The organism is Methylobacterium sp. NEAU K (genome assembly GCF_030700285.1).
Taxonomy (GTDB): Bacteria; Pseudomonadota; Alphaproteobacteria; order Rhizobiales; family Beijerinckiaceae; genus Methylobacterium.
On record NZ_JAUYZJ010000014.1, the window covers coordinates 97,587 to 113,022 of the forward strand.

Sequence of the window (15,436 nt, forward strand, 5' to 3'; positions counted from 1 at the left end):
AGCCGCTTCACGACCGGACCCAGCCGGCAACATGCCGTGCAGCGGGAGCGATTCAACCTTCGCGCTACGCAGCCCCTCCCGCGAGACGGCGCTCCGCCCGGTCACGCCCGATCAGCGGCAGCAGGCCGGCGAGGTCCGGCCCGTGCTCCAGGCCGGTGAGCGCGAGGCGCAGCGGCATGAACAGCCCCCGCCCCTTGGCCCCCGTGCGGTTGCGGATCTCCGCCGTCCAGGCCTTCCAGGTGTCCGACCCGAACGGCTCCGGCGGCAGAGTCTCGCGGGCCGCCGCGATCACGGCCTCCTCCGTGATCACCGGCTCGATCGGTCCGGCCACGACCCGCCACCAGTCGCGCGCCTCCGAGACCCGGGCGAGATTCGGCTGCACCGCCAGCCAGAACGCCTCCGCACGATCCTGCGGGATACCCAGCTCCGCGAGCCGCGGGGCGACCTCCGCGTACGGCATAGCGTGGACCAGACGGGCGTTGAGCCCGTCGAGCTCGGCCGGATCGAACCGGGCCGGTGCGCGCGAGATCTCGCCGAGATCGACCAGGGCCGCGAGCGTATCGAGATCGGGCACAGCCCGCACCGCCTCGGCCGAGCCGGTGAGCACCGCGAGCGAACGCACGGCGGCCGGCTCGTAGCCGGCCTCGCGCAGGCCGCGCAGGGACAGGTGGCCGAGCCGCTTCGACAGCCCCTCCCCGTCCGCGGTGGTCAGGAGGTTGTGATGGCCGAAGACCGGCACGGCTGCGCCGAGCGCCTCGAAGATCTGCACCTGCACGCCGGTATTGGTGACGTGGTCCTCGCCGCGGATCACGTGGGTGACGCCGAGGTCGGCGTCGTCGACCACCGAGGGCAGCGTGTAGAGGTAGCTGCCGTCGGCGCGGATCAGGACCGGATCGGACAGCGACGCGCAATCGACGTGCGCGGGGCCGCGCACGAGGTCGTCCCAGGCCACCTCGCGGGCCTCGAGCAGGAAGCGCCAGTGCGGCCGCCGGCCTTCCGCCTCGAGCGCCGCCCGGTCCTCCGCGCTGAGCTGGAGGGCAGCCCGGTCGTAGATCGGCGGCTGCCCGCGGCCGAGCTGGCGCCTGCGCCGCCGTTCCAGTTCCTCCTGCGTCTCGTAACAGGGGTAGAGCCGGCCAGCCGCGCGCAGGCGGTCGGCGGCGGCGTCGTGCCGGGCCTTGCGGTCGCTCTGGCGGGCGAACAGGTCCGGCGCGATGCCGAGCCACGCGAGATCCTCCCGGATCGCTTGGGCGAACGCTTCCGTGGAGCGCTCCGGGTCGGTGTCGTCCAGCCGCAGCAGGAACCGGCCGCCGGTCCTGCGCGCGAACAACGCGTTGAGCAGCGCCGGCCGGGCGTTGCCGATGTGGAGGTAGCCGGTGGGCGAGGGAGCGAAGCGAACGAGAGTCATGATCCGCTCTTTAGCCGATCTGCGGGCCGTTTTGCGCGCGACGTCGCGCGGGAACGGACAGAAGCCAGGAGCGGGCGGCAGACCTTCCCACCACTCTTCCCGTCTCATGCCACCTCTTGGTTCGCCTGCTTCGTGCGTCTACCCAGAGCTGTGAAAACTCGTCAGAAGGCTCTGCGTGGTGCAGTGCGGGATGAAGCGGGATCGCTATGGACGAGACGGCCGACATCGTGGTGATCGGCGGCGGGATGGTCGGTCTTGCCTGTGGCATCGCGCTCAGGGATCGCGGACTCGACGTGGTCCTGTGCGATCCCGGCGAGGCCCGGGCCCGGACCTCCTACGGCAATGCCGGCGTGGTCAGCCGGGGCTCGATCCTGCCGATGTCGAGCCCGGCCCTGTGGGGCAAGCTCCCGGCCTACCTGCGCAACGCCGACCGGGGCCTGCGCCTGAACTACGCGCACCTGCCGCGGATCATCCCCTACACGGCGCATTTCCTGGCGAGCGCCCGCGCATCGCGCTGGCGACGGGCCGCAGAGGCCCTGCTGCCGCTGACCAGCGCCGCCTACCCGGCGCATGAACGGCTGGCGGCCCGCGCCGGCACCAGCGAGCGGCTGCAGCGGACCGGCTGGCTCAAGGCCTATCGGACCGAGGCCGCCTTCGCGGCCGCCGCCCTGGAGCGCGAGATCCTGTCGGAGCACGGCGTCGCCTTCGAGATCCTCGACACGGCGGGCCTGCGCGAGACCGAACCGGCGCTGGTGCGGCCCTATGCGCGGGCGATGCTGCTCACCGAGACCGGCTCTGTGCGCGAGCCCGGCCGCCTCATCGAGGCCTGCGAGGCGCTGTTCTCCGGCCTCGGCGGGCGCCGGCTGCGCGGCAGCGTCGGGCGGCTGTGGCAGGAGGCGGGGGGATGGCGCGTCGCCCACGAGGCCGGCACGGTGCGGGCCCGGCAGATCGTGCTGGCGGCGGGCGCCGCCTCGGGGGCGATCGCCCGGCCCCTGGGCTACCGCTTCGCGGTGGCGGCCGAGCGCGGCTACCATCGCCACTACGCCCTGCATCCGGGCAGCCCGCCGCTGACCCGGCCCGTGCTCGACACGGGCGCCGGCTCCATCATCGCGCCGATGGGCGATCACCGGATCCGTGTGCTGTCCGGGGTCGAGCTCAACGCCCGCCACGCCGCGCCGGATCACACCCAGATCGAGGCCGCCTGCCGGGAAGCGGCCGGGACGCTGCGCCTCGGCGGTCCCCTCGACAATGCGCCCTGGCTCGGCGCGCGCCCGTCCACGCCGGACGGGATGCCGGTGATCGGCCGCGCGCCCCGGCATGAGGGGCTGCTCTTCGCGTTCGGCCACGGCCATATCGGCCTGTCCACCGGCCCGATCACCGGGGAGATCGTGGCCGACCTCGCGACGGACCGACCCCCGCGGGTTCCGGTGGCGGCCTTCGCGCCGGACCGCCTGCTGCGCTGGCCGCGCCTGGTCTGACCGTCAGCGCCAGTCGTAGGGGTTGTAGGCGTCCAGAGCCCCTTGAAGCCGCCTGACGATCTCCGGCTGGCGCTGGAGATCGACCTCGCGGGCGAGCGCCCGCAGGAACGCCCGGGGGCCGTGCTCGAGGTCGCGGGTCAGGCCGTCGTAGCGCTCGGCCGGCTCGACATGGGGCGGGTCGACCGTGACGAGATAGTCGAGGCCGCAGGTCGGTGGATCGACACCGAGGCGGTAGCAGATCTGCACCCGGGCGAAGGCCTCGCCGGGGCGGCGCGCGATCCGGTACCGGCCGAGCGCGAAGGCGCCGCCGGAGGCGCGTTCGGCATAGGCGAGCGTCTGGGCAATCGTGGCGAGCCCCTCCGTGTGCCGGTCCCGCACGAGGGCGATCGCCGCGCGCTCCGTGGGCAGGAAGCGCTGCGCGGACGCCGCGGAAGATGCGAGCGCGGCGAGCAGGACGAGGACGAGGCGTCTCACGGTTTCCTCATGCAGACGGCGACCGGCTCCGCATCCTTGGCGGTCTTGGCGGTCATGTCGAGGCAGCCGACGGTGGACACGCCGTCGGTCACGGTCACGGATGGAATCACCGCCATGCCCCGGCAATAGGCGCCGATCAGCGCCTCGTCGCGGTGGCAGGCGACGTCGAGCCGCACCTGCGTGTTCAGCGCCGGTCCCTGAGGCCCCGCCGCGCCGGCCGGGCCCGGCTCGCCCGCGGGGCCACGCTCGCCGGTCGCGCCGTTCAGGCCCGGCGGGCCCTGCGGGCCGGCCGGGCCTTGATCACCCTTCGGCCCGGGCTGACCGGCCGGTCCGGGCTTCGGCGCGTCGCAGCCGGCGAGCGCGAGCGCCACGATCAGTCCAGACACGATCGTGGCGGTGCAAGGGACTCTCATGCGGTTCTCCGGCCGAGCCTGCCGCCGACGAAGTGGCGCGAGCCGGTCCCGCGTCAACGGCGGTCGCTCGCCGGGCCGGACCATTCCGAATCACAAACGCGCAATCCCTTCAGAAATATTTGAGACGCATGCGATCCGCCCAAATCGATTAAGACTTTCGCAAATAATTGGTAACACATCACCGCCAAAGCTGGTCTTCAGGCAGCGTTTAAGGCGCATGACGCGACGAGTATCAAGAGTACCCCACAATAAGTTGACGTTAGGTTGCCTTCTCGACCGTCTGAGGCGCGACGCGGGCGGGGCAGCCGCAGTGGAATTCGCTCTGGTCGCGCTGCCGTTCCTGGCGCTCGTCGGCGCGGTGTTCCAGATTGCATTTCAGATCTGGGCCACGCAGAACTTCGACCGCGCCCTGCAGAACGCGGTCCGAACAATCTTCACCGGACAGTTCCAGCTCGCCAATGCCGGACAGACCGACGCCGCCACGCTCCTGGCCTCGCTGAAGACGACGATGTGCGGCCCGACAAGCGCCACCATCGCCAACGTCTTCAATTGCCAGGCGGTCAAGATCGACGTGGCGACGGTCGGTACCCTCGCGGGGGCCAATTCCTCGACGCCCGTGGATACAAACACGGGGACGTGGAACACCAGTTTCGGCACGAACTACGCCTGCGCCAAGCCGGGCACGATCGTGGTGGTCACGGCGGCGGTGCAATTCCCGACGCTCTTCAACCTGATGGGTCTCAACACTCGGAAATTCACATCCGGCGCTGGCGCGGGATCCAGCCTTCTCACGTCGACGGCGGTGTTCCGGACGGAGCCCTACCAGATCACCGGGTCGAGCCCGTGCTGAGGTTCCTCGCCCGCAAGGCCGCACGGCTGCGGCGGGATCGGCGCGCGAGCGCGATCACGGAATTCGCCGTGATCCTGCCGGTCCTCCTGGCGGTCTGGGCGGGCATGGCGGAGCTGGCCCACGCCATCGACGAATGGCGCAAGCTGACCCTGCTGGCCCGAACGGCGGCCGACCTGACCGCGCAGGGCGACACGCAGAACCCGATCGGCACGACGCTGATGAACGACATCATCGCCTCCGCCGCCAACGTGATGCGCCCGTTCGACACCACCAACGTGAAGATCGTCGTGAGCGCGATGGGGGTCGACATCACCAAGCTGAACCTGATCCCGCAGGTCTGCTCCAGCGTCGCCAACGCCAACGCCACGGCCCGGAGCACCGGCCCCGCCTCCGATCTGGTCGTGCCGCCGGGCTACCAGACGACGGGCATGCGCTACGTGCTGGCAGAGGTCAGCATCAGCTACACGCCGATGCTCGGCAGCGCTCTGGTCAAGCTCGTCAAGGGAATCGGCAACCAGATCACGTTCGCCGCGACCGTCCCGTGGCCGACCCGCGGCGGCAAAACCTACGGGTCGAACACCTTCACCGAGGTCATCGTGCCCGGCACCACGACGAAGGCGTGTGATGGCTCGGCACCCTGATCGCACCCGGCGGCCCTGGCGGAGCGGACTCGCGCGCGATCGCGGCGGCAACGTCGCGATCCTGTTCGCCTTCCTCAGCGTGCCGATGCTCATGTTCACCGGCGCGGCGATCGATTACGGCTTCGCGACCCGGCTCGAGACGAAGCTGCAGGCCGCCACGGATGCCACGGCGCTCCTCCTGTGCCAGACGCCGCTCGCCACCACCGCGACCAGTCTCAACACCTTGGCCCAGACGGCGATGATCGGCGCCATGGGGTCGGCGAACCTCGTGGTCGACCCGCTGACCATCACCAGCAACCCGCGCCAGATCACCCTGACCGCCCACAAGCTCTCGACGGTCTTCTTCGGCAAGTTCACCGGGACGGCCAGCATCAATCCGGGTGCCAGGGCGCAATGCGCCACGCCGCTGCCCAAGACCTTCGAGATCGCGCTGGTGCTCGACAACACGGGATCGATGGCCGAGGCGAGCGGAGGGCAGTCGAAGCTTCAGGCGGTGCAGACCGCGGCGACGAACTTCGTCAACTACGTCTACACCAACGCCGCGTTTTCCAGCGCGACCCGAATCTCGATCGTGCCGTTCGCGGGCGCCGTCGCGGTCGATCCGACGGCCTACCGCTACGCCGGCTGGATCGATCAGAATGGGCAGTCCAGCTACCACTGGACCAACGTGAGCAGCCCGAACACGGCGAATTTCAAAAGCCGCTTCGATATCTTCACGGCGCTCCAGTCTGCCTATTCCGGCTGGAGCTGGGCCGGCTGCCTCGAGACGCTGCCCTACCCTTTGAACGTTCAGGACGGGGCACCGACCAGTTCGAACAAGGATTCGTACTACGTGCCCCTGCTGGCACCCGACGAACCGGGAAACGGCAGCACGAGCTACGCGGGTTATCCAACCAACAACCCGACAGCCTACAGCTTCAACAGCTACATCGACGACAGCAACGGAACCGGATCCTGCGGAGGGCTCTCAAACAACACATCCTACTTTTCGGCAGAGGGACGAGCCTGCAAGTACCTGAACGCCCGCAACGCGTCGCCGACCTCCTCGAACAGCTCGACGGGGATCCCCAACGGTCCGAATTTCGGTTGCACGACGAAGCCGCTACAGCGCCTGACCAGCAACACGACCACCCTCAAGAACCTGATCGGCAGCATGGCGCCGCTCGGCTCCACCAATATCCACGAAGGTTTCATGTGGGGCTGGCGCACGCTGTCGCCGAACAGCGTGTTCGCGGACGGCTCGGCATATGCGTCGAGCTCCAGCAGCTCCAACACGAACACGGTCAATAAGATCATCATCCTGATGACGGACGGGACCAACAGTTGGACGGCGAACCCGTACTCACAGAACGGGTCTCTGTACTTCGCGTCGGCCTACTTCCAGAATACGAACGGCACGACACCGAACCCGCGGCTGCCGCCGTCGAATCAAAACATCTCGGATGCCACCAGCGCCCGGAGCGCGCTCGACGCGCTGACGGCACAGGCCTGCGCCAACGCGAAGGCGGTCAACATCTCGATCTACACGATCGGCTTCAGCATCCCGTCCGATCCGATCGACGCCGCGGGACAGACACTCCTCAAGAACTGCGCCTCCTCGTCGAACCAGTTTTTCCTGGCCAACACCGCGGACGACCTGATCGGGGCCTTCCAGCAGATCCAGGCGAGCATCGGCGCCCTACGGTTGACGCAGTAGCGACGCGGTCACCCCAGGAGCGTTTCGCCGATTGGCGAACGGGGCCGGCTTCAGTCGTCCCGGTAGACCCGCTCCCGCCGCTCGTGCCGCTCCTGCGCCTCCAGCGACAGGGTGGCGATCGGCCTTGCGTCGAGGCGGCGCAGCGAGATCGGCTCGCCGGTCTCCTCGCAGTAGCCGTACGAGCCGTCCTCGATTCGGGAGAGGGCCGCGTCGATCTTGCCGGTGAGCTTGCGCTGGCGGTCGCGCGCGCGCAGCTCGATCGCCCGGTCGGTCTCCGACGAGGCACGATCGGCGATGTCGGGATGGTTCTCGTTCTCGCTTTGCAGCGCCACGAGCGTGTCCTGCGCCTCGCGCAGGATATCGCTCTTCCAGCTCAGGAGCTTGCGCCGGAAATATTCGCGCTGCCGGTCATTCATGAAGGGCTCGTCGTCGGACGGGACGTAGCCGTCCTCCAGCGTCACCTTCGCCATGCGTCACCCTCGCTGGATTATACAACCGCCCACCAGGGGATGGCCGGTGTGCGGCGATAACGTGAGGTGCCGTATAGTCGAGGCCCATATTCGCTACAACGCGCACCAGTGCAGGGCTCGAACGTCGTCTCGAAAGCGTCGGCACCTGCGGCAAACAGGCCACGGTGCCTGGCTTCGAGCACCTCCCGAGGCTCCCGATGACGGGGAGCTATCCCTCTGCTCAGTGCGGCGCAACGGAAGTTTTCGCCAACGGCTTTCATTCCGCCGGATGCGTCTGCAACCGCTCGATCGCGGCGGCGATCTCTGTGGTGAGGGTCCGGGCCAGCGGCAGCCGGTAATGCGTCTGGTCGAAGAACAGGTCGGCGTTCTCCGCCTCGGGCCGGCCGTCGCGCGCATCGACCACCGCGCTCAGGGGGTGCGCGGCGAGCGCGGACCGGACCTGCGCGCGGCAGGCGGATTCGGCGGCCGCCCGGGGGCTGCCGGCCGGCGGCTCGGCGCGGGCGTAGACGGGCGGGAACACCACCACCACCGGCGTCTCCGCGGGGATCCGCGCGAGTTCGGCGCGCAACCGGTCGGCGACGGGGAACGGGCCGCCGTGATGCGGCTCGGGCTCGGGGCCGACGGGCCGTTCGAGGGCCGCCTTCTTGGCCGGATCGCGGCCGAAGCCCTGCCCGAGATAGTTGGACTCATAGTCCCACCAGCCATCCGCGGCGGCCTTCCTGCGGCGGGGGTTCGAGAGCCAGCCGAGGCGGTTGATCGTCTCCTGGGCGGCGGAGAATCGCAGGAGGCCATGCAGGTAGGCGGGCCAGTCGGCCAGGAGCCAGTATGGAAACCCGTGCTCGCTCGGGAATGACGGATCGTCCGCGCACCAGAACGAATCGGCCGAGAGCACGAGCGCCTGGGGCCGCGCGTGGTGCTTCAGGTACCAGCCGAGCAGCGCGAACTGCTCGGACGGGCCGGTCGCCGGCACGGAGAGCTGAACGAAGGGGATACCGGTGAGACGGCTGAGCGCAGCCGGCTCTATGAGCTGGATGTGCGAATTGCCGATCACCGCGCCCGAATAGGCCGGGTCGCGGCCGCGGAGCGCCGAGGCGGTGCGCGGCCCCTGCGGACGGACGGCCCCGCGCGACAGCAGGGTCGAGCGGCCGGTGTCGTAGGGATCGACCAGCACCGCGAGGGCGAGATAGGCCGCGAACAGCCCGGCCATCGACAGGAACAGGGTGCGAGCGAAGCCGCGCCAGTCCCGGTCCTGTGTGGGTTGGGCGGGACTCATCCTCAGAACTGGAAATAGATGAACTCGTAGTTCGCATCGTCCCCGATCTTCAGGAGGACGAGCACGAACAGGAGCCCGAAGCCGAACGCGAGGAGGCGCCGGGGCGGCAGGCGGTGGACCGCCGTCCAGGCGGTCGGGCCGACCGTGGCGACCAGGGCGGCGACCACGATCGTGCGCCACTTGAATCCGGAGCCGTGCGGCGCCATCCCGAACAGGCCCTTGAACACGATGAGCGCCGCCTCGAAGCTCGTCGCGCGGAACAGCACCCAGGTCAGGACCACGAAGGCGCTGGTGAGCAGCCAGCCCAGCGGCGCCGGGATCGCGAGCCGCGCCCGGCGCGCCAGCACCCCGGCCCCGAGGCCGAGCCCGTGCAGGGCGCCCCAGGCCAGGAAGGTCAGCCCCGCCCCGTGCCACAGGCCGCCCAGCGTCATCGTGGCGGCGAGCGCCCCGACCTGCCTCGGCAGGCCGCGCCGGTTCCCGCCCAGGGGGATGTACAGGTAGTCGCGCAGGAACCGCGACAGGGTCATGTGCCAGCGCCGCCAGAAGTCGCGCAGCGAGATGGCGCGGTAGGGCGCGTCGAAGTTCTGCGGCAGGACGAGGCCGAACAGCAGCGCGATGCCCAGCGCCATGTCGGTGTAGCCGGAGAAGTCGAAATAGATCTGGAAGGTGAAGCCCAGGGTCGCCTGCCACGCCTCCGTGACGCTGACGGCCTTTCCGGCGGCGGCGGCCTGGAACACCGGGTTCACGTAGGCCGCCAGCGGGTCGCCGAGGAAGACCTTCTTGGCGAGCCCGACGGTGAGCAGCATCAGCCCGCGGGCAAAGCGCTCGGCGGCATCGGGCCGTGCGAAGGGGCGCTCGTCGAACTGGTGCATGATCTCGCTCCAGCGCACGAGCGGGCCGGCGAGAACCTGCGGAAAGAAGGCGATGTAGAGGGCGTACTTGGTGAGCCCGAACGCGGGCGCCCGGCCTGCCCTCAGGTCGGCGAGATACATGATGTGGTGGAAGGTGAAGAACGAGATGCCGAGCGGCAAGGCGAGCCCGAGCCGCGGCGCCGCGAGGCCGGGGATGAGGTTCGCGAGATCGGAGACGAAGTCGAGGTACTTGAACACCCCGAGGAGCGCTAGGTTGGCGGCGATCGCCGCCGGGATCAGCCAGCGCCCGGGCCAGCGGCGATAGAGCCGGGCTACGGTCCAGTTCGCCAGGATCGAGCCGGCGAGCAGCGGCACGAAGCGGACGTCCCACCAGCCGTAGAACACGAACGACAGGGCGACGAGGAGCGGCAGCCGCCATGCCGGCGCCGCGCGCGCCACCAGCCCGTGCAGGATGAGCGCGGCCGGCAGGAAGGCGAGGAGGAAGACGAAGGAGTTGAACAGCATCGGGCGAGGCGGCGAGGAGGACGAAGGATGGGCCGCCGGTCTCTCCGATCACGAGGCGACGCCTTGTCGGGGATCGGCGCCGGCCCGTCAATTGCCGGGTGCGCTCAGACGGCCCGGCGGGCCGCCTCGATGGTCAGGCCGAGGCCCACCGAGCCGAACGTGTCGCCCTCCACCACCCGGGCGGCCGGCAGGGCAGCGGTCAGCGCGGCGCGCAGATGCGGCAGGCCGGTGGAGCCGCCGGTGAGGAACAGGGCGTCGATCCGCTCGGATCCCAGCTCCGCCTGCGCGAGGCAGCGCCCGATTCGCGCCGCGACCGCCTGGGCGAGGTCGCCGGTCTGCGCCGACAGGGTCTCCCGGCTGACCCGGGCCATGAGGTCGCGCTCCACAAGGCCGAGGTCGAGCTCGACTGAGCCGGCATCCGAGGCCGCGATCTTGGCGCCCTCCACCGCCCCCGCCAGCGCGTGGCCGCGCTCGCCCTCGACCGCCGCGCGCAGCCGCCCGACGAGGTCAGGCTTCGCGCAATCGCGGATCACCTCGTCGATCTCGCGGAGGATCTTCGCGTTGTAGAGGCGGTTGATCGCCGACCAGGTCGCGAGGTCGTGGTAATAGGCGTTCGGGACCGCGAGGTCGCCCCGCCGCATCGGGCTGCCGAGACCCAGGAGCGGCATCACCGTTCCGAGGCTGAGCTGCCGGTCGAAGTCCGTGCCGCCGATGCGCACGCCGTCATTGGCCAGGATGTCGTCGGCCCGGTCCGTCCGGCCCCGACGCTCCGGCGACAGACGCACGATCGAGAAGTCCGAGGTGCCGCCGCCGATATCGGCGATCAGGGCGATCTCCTCGGACCGGACCTGGCGCTCGTAGTCGAGCGCCGCCGCGATCGGCTCGTACTGGAACGAGACCTCACGGAACCCGACCTCCCGCGCGATGGCGCGGAGCGTCTCCTCCGCGCGCCGGTCGGCCTCCGGGTCGCCGTCGACGAAGTGCACCGGGCGGCCATGCACCACGGTGTCGAGGGGCCGGTCGCAGGCGGCCTCGGCCCGGTCTTTCACGGCCGCGAGGTAGCGGGCGATCACGTCGCGCAGCCGGAGGCGCTGCCGGCCGACCGGGGTCGCCTCGTCCATCAGGGGCGTGCCGAGCACGGATTTCAGGCCGCGCATCAGCCGCCCGGACAGGCCATCGACATAGGCCGCGGTGGCGGCCCGGCCGATGATCGGGTCCCGGCCGAGCTCGAAGAAGATCGCGCTCGGGATCGTCCGGTGCTCGCCCTCCAGGGGCAGCAGGGTCGGGCCCGCCGCCCCGGCAAGCCCGAGGGTGGTGTTCGACGTGCCGAAATCGAGGCCGCAGGCCGCCATCGTGTCGTGGATCCGGATTGTTCTGGGAGGGGCGCCCCCTACAGCCCCGCGGCGTCCGGGTCCAGGGCAACACGCTGGCGGGAAGCGTGGACAGCATGTCCGGGAGGTGCCCGGATCCGGGCCCGGCGTGCTATGGAGCGCCATGCGTTCCGACATCGATCTCGGCCTGACCGGCGAGCGCCCCGCGCTCCTCGACCTCACCGAACTGCTCGCCACGCGGCTCCTGGTTCAGGGCAATTCGGGCTCGGGCAAGTCGCACCTGCTGCGCCGCCTCCTGGAACAGAGCGCGGGCCTCGTGCAGCAGGCGGTGATCGATCCGGAAGGCGATTTCGCCAGCCTCGCCGAGCGCTACGGCCACGTTGTCGTAGAGGCGGACGGCGACGATGGCGCCCTGCAGCGCATCGCCGCGCGGGTACGCACGCACCGGGTCTCGGTGGTGCTGTCGCTGGAGAATCTGGACGCCGAGGGACAGATGCGGGCCGCCGCCGCCTTCCTGGGCGGCCTGTTCGATGCCGACCGCGACCACTGGTACCCGATGCTGGTGGCGGTGGACGAGGCGCAGCTCTTCGCCCCCGCGGCCGCTGGCGAGGTCTCCGACGAGGCGCGGCGCCTCTCGCTTGGGGCGATGACCAACCTGATGTGCCGCGGGCGCAAGCGCGGTCTCGCCGGCATCATCGCGACGCAGCGGCTGGCCAAGCTCGCCAAGAACGTCGCGGCCGAGGCCTCGAACTTCCTGATGGGCCGGACCTTCCTCGACATCGACATGGCCCGCGCAGCCGATCTCCTCGGGCTGGAGCGCCGCCAAGCCGAGACGTTCCGCGACCTGCCGCGCGGGCATTTCGTGGCCCTGGGGCCGGCCCTGTCGCGGCGGCCCCTCACCATCGCGGTCGGACCGACCCTGACCGTGAGCCGCAGCTCGTCGCCCGTACTGGTCCCCCTGCCCGATCCGACCGAGGACGCCCGCGCGCTGATCCTCACCGCGAGCCCGGAGGAGATCGTCACGCCGATCCAGCCCCGCCCGAAGCCGCGGCCGGTGGCTGCCCCGGACGTCCTGGTCCAGCTCGCGAGCTACCGGCCGCCGGCTCCGCCGGACGAACCGGAGGAGGAGCCGATGGACCCGGAGGCGCGGGAGGCGGCCCTCGCCGAGGTGCTGGCCTCGGTGCTGGCGGATGCGGACGCCGCGGCGTGCACGCCCGCGACGCTCTATCAGGACTTCACGGTCCGCTGCCGCATCCGGCGCCTGCGCGGCGACACGATGGGGCTGCCCGAGTTCAAGCGGCGGCTCGCGGTGGCCCGGGCCGAGGCCGGAGGCGCCGTCGCGGACAATTCCGGCTGGGAGCGGGCGCAGGAGATCGCCGCCGGCCTGCCGGACGACTTGGCTGGGCTGTTCCTGGTGGTCGCCCGCGCGGCGATCGAGGGCGCCCCCTGCCCCACCGACGCGATACTGGCCGACGCCTACGGCACCAGCTCGGGCGGCCGGGCCCGGCGGATGCTGGCCTATCTCGAGGAGCGCGGCGCGATCGTCACCCGGAAGGACCTGCGCGGCGCGCCGATCATCGCGGTGCCGGATCTCGGGGTCGAGACCGGACCGGGCGAGCCGCAGATGCTGCCGACCGGGCCCAAGCGGCGGGCGGGGTAGGAGGTTCGGTTCGCCGAGGGCGTTGCCCGGGAGCCCCGGATCATGGACAACGCGCCGGTTGCCGGTGAGCGCGCGTTTTCGCGAACCGTGCCGGCCATTCCGCAGCCCGCCTCAGGTGCGAGCGCCGCGCGTGTCCTTCGGCGGGCCGGCGAGGCGGGACCGTTCTCCAAGAGCGGGAGGGCGCGCCTCATGACAGCGTCCGGGCGCGTCCGACGGATCGCTAGCCGGCGATCAGCCGCGTGCCATCGTGCGCTGCGATCGCGACGGTGTGGAACGTCCCGGGCTCCGCCACGGCGGCCAGTCGCACGGCGGTGAAATCCTCGCTCCGGCCGGTGCCACCACGCTCCGCCAGGACGGTGAGCCGGCGCCCGACCTGCGCGTCGAGGTGCCGCCGCAGGGCTTGCGCACCGGCCTCGCGCAGCTTGCCCGCGCGCGCGCGGATCGCGTCCGCCGGCACTGGGGGCATGCGGGCGGCGGGCGTCCCGGGCCGGGGGGAATAGGGGAAGACGTGCAGGTGCGTCAGCCCGCATTCCGCCACCAGATCGAGGGAGCGGGCGAACTGCGCCTCGGTCTCGGTGGGAAAGCCCGCGATGATGTCCGCGCCGAGCACAATGCCCGGGCGCAGCTTACGGACCGTCTCGCAGAAGCGGATCGCGTCGGCGCGGGTGTGACGGCGCTTCATCCGCTTGAGGATCAGGTCGTCGCCGGCCTGGAGGGAGAGATGCAGGTGCGGCATCAGCCGCGCCTCGTCCGCCAAGGCCGCCAGCAGCGCGTCGTCGGCCTCGACCGAGTCGATCGAGGAGAGGCGCAGGCGGGCGAGGTCCGGCACCGCGCGGAGGATGTTTTGCACGAGGCCGCCGAGGGAGTGCGGCGCCCCGGGGAGGTCACGACCATAGGCGGTCAGGTCGACCCCGGTGAGGACGACCTCGCGGCCGCCATGGGCTACGATCGTCTCGACCTGCGCGACCACGTCCGGGGCCGGCACCGAGCGCGACATCCCGCGGCCGAACGGGATGATGCAGAAGGTGCAGCGGTGGTCGCAGCCGTTCTGCACCGGCACGAAGGCCCGGGTATGCCCGGAGACGGATTCGATCCGCGTCGGCGCGATCGTCCGGGCCGCCATCACGGCGCCCGGGCCGGTCGCGGTCGGAGACCAGCCCTCCGGCCTGAGTTTTTCCGCGTTGCCCACGAGGCGCGCGACTTCCGGCATCGCCGCGTAGGCGTCGGTCTCGACCTCGGCGCCGCAGCCCGTGACGACGATCTCGGTCCCGGGCCGCTCGCGGGCGATCCGGCGGATCGTCTTGCGGGCCTGCCGTCCGGCCTCGGCGGTGACCGCGCAGGTGTTCACCACCACCCGATCTCGCCCGTCCGCGCCGGCATGGACGCGCAGAGCCTCCGACTCGACGGTGTTGAGCCGGCACCCGAAGGTGAGGGTCTCGACCGCCATCAGCGCGCGCCGGAAAACAGCTCCGGCGCCAGCGTGCCCTCGGCGACGAGCGCGACCGGGCCGGTCATCAGGACGTGGTCGTCGGCGCGCCATTCCACGAACAACGCGCCGCCGGGCAGCGTGACGTTCGCCTGACGGCCGATCATCCGCAGGCGCGAGGCCGCCACTACCGCAGCGCAGGCCGCGGTTCCGCAGGCGAGCGTCAGCCCGGCGCCGCGCTCCCAGACCCGCAGCGTGATCGCCTCGCGGCCGGTCACCTGCGCGATGGAGATGTTGGCGCGCTCCGGGAAGAGCGGGTGGTTCTCCAGCATCGGCCCGATCCGGGCGAGGTCGTAGGACGCGGGATCGTCCTCGACGAAGTACACCGCGTGGGGGTTGCCCATGTTCACGACGCCTGGGGAATGCAGGATCGGGTCCTCGATCGGACCGATCTGGAGCTCGATGCGCCGTGTGTCGGGGAACGGCTCGGACAGGGGGATCTCGTCCCAGGCCAGCTTCGGCCGGCCCATATCGACCGTGAAGGCGCGCTCCGAGACCCGGCGCACGCCAAGGAGACCGGCTGCGGTCTCCAGCAGCAGCCGGCCGCCCTCGGCGGGGCGGGCCATGGCCGGATCGTCGAACATCGCGTAGGCGACGCAGCGCGTGCCGTTGCCGCAGGCGCCCGATTCCGAGCCGTCGGTGTTGTAGATCCGCAGGAACGCGTCCGTGCCCGCGCTCACGGGATCGTGCAAGACCATCAGCTGATCGAAGGTTGAGCCCGGATCCTTCGCGATCGCCCTGGCATCCTCCGGCTGGACCATGGCCGCCGACCCGCGCAGGTCCAGCACCACGATCGCGTTGCCGGCGCCGTGCATCTTCAGGAAGCGTCTGTGGGCGAGTGCGCTCATGCGGCCACGCGGCTTGAGGGGATGGGCCGGCTATA

14 protein-coding genes are annotated in these 15,436 nt (G+C 70.9%); 5 read left to right on the plus strand and 9 right to left on the minus strand.

The features are described 5' to 3' along the window. Window positions 1-64 precede the first annotated feature (64 nt). Window positions 65-1,405: a glutamate--tRNA ligase gene (gene gltX, locus Q8W67_RS13560; RefSeq protein WP_305546257.1), complete on the minus strand. Its 1,341-nt coding sequence runs from the start codon at window positions 1,403-1,405 to the stop codon at window positions 65-67. A 206-nt stretch (window positions 1,406-1,611) separates the two neighbouring features. Between gltX and Q8W67_RS13565 the strand changes: the two genes are divergently transcribed. Continuing rightward, window positions 1,612-2,883, plus strand: a complete 1,272-nt coding sequence (locus Q8W67_RS13565) for an FAD-binding oxidoreductase (protein ID WP_305546259.1) — start codon at window positions 1,612-1,614, stop codon at window positions 2,881-2,883. A 3-nt stretch (window positions 2,884-2,886) separates the two neighbouring features. Here Q8W67_RS13565 and Q8W67_RS13570 read toward each other — a convergent pair whose 3' ends face one another. Both Q8W67_RS13570 and Q8W67_RS13575 read right to left on the minus strand, forming a co-directional pair. After that, entirely contained in the window at window positions 2,887-3,357 is a 471-nt protein-coding gene (locus Q8W67_RS13570; RefSeq protein WP_305546261.1) for a hypothetical protein, read from the minus strand. Next, on the minus strand, window positions 3,354-3,770 hold the full coding sequence (locus Q8W67_RS13575) for a hypothetical protein (protein WP_305546263.1): 417 nt from the start codon (window positions 3,768-3,770) through the stop codon (window positions 3,354-3,356). Before Q8W67_RS13575 ends, Q8W67_RS13570 begins: the two co-directional genes overlap by 4 nt. Window positions 3,771-4,080: 310 nt before the next feature. Between Q8W67_RS13575 and Q8W67_RS13580 the strand changes: the two genes are divergently transcribed. The 3 genes from Q8W67_RS13580 to Q8W67_RS13590 are packed head-to-tail and all read left to right on the plus strand — an operon-like array spanning window position 4,081 to window position 6,957. Further along, window positions 4,081-4,620 (plus strand): TadE/TadG family type IV pilus assembly protein, encoded by a 540-nt coding sequence (locus Q8W67_RS13580; RefSeq protein WP_305546266.1) that lies wholly within the window; start codon window positions 4,081-4,083, stop codon window positions 4,618-4,620. After that, on the plus strand, window positions 4,614-5,261 hold the full coding sequence (locus Q8W67_RS13585) for a TadE/TadG family type IV pilus assembly protein (protein WP_305546268.1): 648 nt from the start codon (window positions 4,614-4,616) through the stop codon (window positions 5,259-5,261). The genes Q8W67_RS13580 and Q8W67_RS13585 overlap by 7 nt, the downstream gene beginning before the upstream one ends. Then, window positions 5,245-6,957 carry a TadE/TadG family type IV pilus assembly protein gene (locus Q8W67_RS13590; RefSeq protein WP_305546270.1) on the plus strand — a complete coding sequence of 571 codons (1,713 nt, stop codon included), beginning with the start codon at window positions 5,245-5,247 and terminating at the stop codon, window positions 6,955-6,957. The genes Q8W67_RS13585 and Q8W67_RS13590 overlap by 17 nt, the downstream gene beginning before the upstream one ends. A 50-nt stretch (window positions 6,958-7,007) precedes the next feature. Here the strand turns inward: Q8W67_RS13590 and dksA are convergent, their stop codons facing one another. From dksA to Q8W67_RS13610, 4 genes are all read right to left on the minus strand, one after another. Next, on the minus strand, window positions 7,008-7,427 hold the full coding sequence (gene dksA / locus Q8W67_RS13595) for an RNA polymerase-binding protein DksA (protein WP_305546272.1): 420 nt from the start codon (window positions 7,425-7,427) through the stop codon (window positions 7,008-7,010). Window positions 7,428-7,683: 256 nt separating this feature from the next. Continuing rightward, window positions 7,684-8,700 carry a hypothetical protein gene (locus Q8W67_RS13600; RefSeq protein ID WP_305546274.1) on the minus strand — a complete coding sequence of 339 codons (1,017 nt, stop codon included), beginning with the start codon at window positions 8,698-8,700 and terminating at the stop codon, window positions 7,684-7,686. Window positions 8,701-8,702: 2 nt separating this feature from the next. Then, a complete protein-coding gene (locus Q8W67_RS13605; RefSeq protein WP_305546276.1) occupies window positions 8,703-10,076 on the minus strand; it encodes an MBOAT family protein in 1,374 nt (457 codons plus the stop codon). Window positions 10,077-10,180: 104 nt separating this feature from the next. After that, window positions 10,181-11,428: an Hsp70 family protein gene (locus Q8W67_RS13610; RefSeq protein WP_305546278.1), complete on the minus strand. Its 1,248-nt coding sequence runs from the start codon at window positions 11,426-11,428 to the stop codon at window positions 10,181-10,183. A 142-nt stretch (window positions 11,429-11,570) separates the two neighbouring features. Here Q8W67_RS13610 and Q8W67_RS13615 point away from each other — a divergent pair, with 142 nt between their 5' ends. Further along, window positions 11,571-13,067: an ATP-binding protein gene (locus tag Q8W67_RS13615; protein WP_305546280.1), complete on the plus strand. Its 1,497-nt coding sequence runs from the start codon at window positions 11,571-11,573 to the stop codon at window positions 13,065-13,067. Between the two features lie 220 nt (window positions 13,068-13,287). Here the strand turns inward: Q8W67_RS13615 and mtaB are convergent, their stop codons facing one another. Together mtaB and dapF are read right to left on the minus strand one after the other, a co-directional pair. Next, complete coding sequence (gene mtaB, locus Q8W67_RS13620) at window positions 13,288-14,514, minus strand: tRNA (N(6)-L-threonylcarbamoyladenosine(37)-C(2))-methylthiotransferase MtaB (protein ID WP_305546282.1); 1,227 nt, start codon at window positions 14,512-14,514, stop codon at window positions 13,288-13,290. Beyond that, on the minus strand, window positions 14,514-15,401 hold the full coding sequence (gene dapF, locus Q8W67_RS13625) for a diaminopimelate epimerase (RefSeq protein ID WP_305546284.1): 888 nt from the start codon (window positions 15,399-15,401) through the stop codon (window positions 14,514-14,516). Before dapF ends, mtaB begins: the two co-directional genes overlap by 1 nt. Between the last annotated feature and the right edge of the window lie 35 nt (window positions 15,402-15,436).

What these genes read in the sequence shown, in the direction of transcription:
- gltX (WP_305546257.1), bottom strand. Translation starts at nt 1,405, where the DNA reads ATGACTCTCGTTCGCTTCGCTCCCTCGCCCACCGGCTACCTCCACATC.
- Q8W67_RS13565 (WP_305546259.1), top strand. Translation starts at nt 1,612, where the DNA reads ATGGACGAGACGGCCGACATCGTGGTGATCGGCGGCGGGATGGTCGGT.
- Q8W67_RS13575 (WP_305546263.1), bottom strand. Translation starts at nt 3,770, where the DNA reads ATGAGAGTCCCTTGCACCGCCACGATCGTGTCTGGACTGATCGTGGCG.
- Q8W67_RS13590 (WP_305546270.1), top strand. Translation starts at nt 5,245, where the DNA reads ATGGCTCGGCACCCTGATCGCACCCGGCGGCCCTGGCGGAGCGGACTC.
- dksA (WP_305546272.1), bottom strand. Translation starts at nt 7,427, where the DNA reads ATGGCGAAGGTGACGCTGGAGGACGGCTACGTCCCGTCCGACGACGAG.
- Q8W67_RS13600 (WP_305546274.1), bottom strand. Translation starts at nt 8,700, where the DNA reads ATGAGTCCCGCCCAACCCACACAGGACCGGGACTGGCGCGGCTTCGCT.
- Q8W67_RS13605 (WP_305546276.1), bottom strand. Translation starts at nt 10,076, where the DNA reads ATGCTGTTCAACTCCTTCGTCTTCCTCCTCGCCTTCCTGCCGGCCGCG.
- Q8W67_RS13610 (WP_305546278.1), bottom strand. Translation starts at nt 11,428, where the DNA reads ATGGCGGCCTGCGGCCTCGATTTCGGCACGTCGAACACCACCCTCGGG.
- Q8W67_RS13615 (WP_305546280.1), top strand. Translation starts at nt 11,571, where the DNA reads ATGCGTTCCGACATCGATCTCGGCCTGACCGGCGAGCGCCCCGCGCTC.
- mtaB (WP_305546282.1), bottom strand. Translation starts at nt 14,514, where the DNA reads ATGGCGGTCGAGACCCTCACCTTCGGGTGCCGGCTCAACACCGTCGAG.
- dapF (WP_305546284.1), bottom strand. Translation starts at nt 15,401, where the DNA reads ATGAGCGCACTCGCCCACAGACGCTTCCTGAAGATGCACGGCGCCGGC.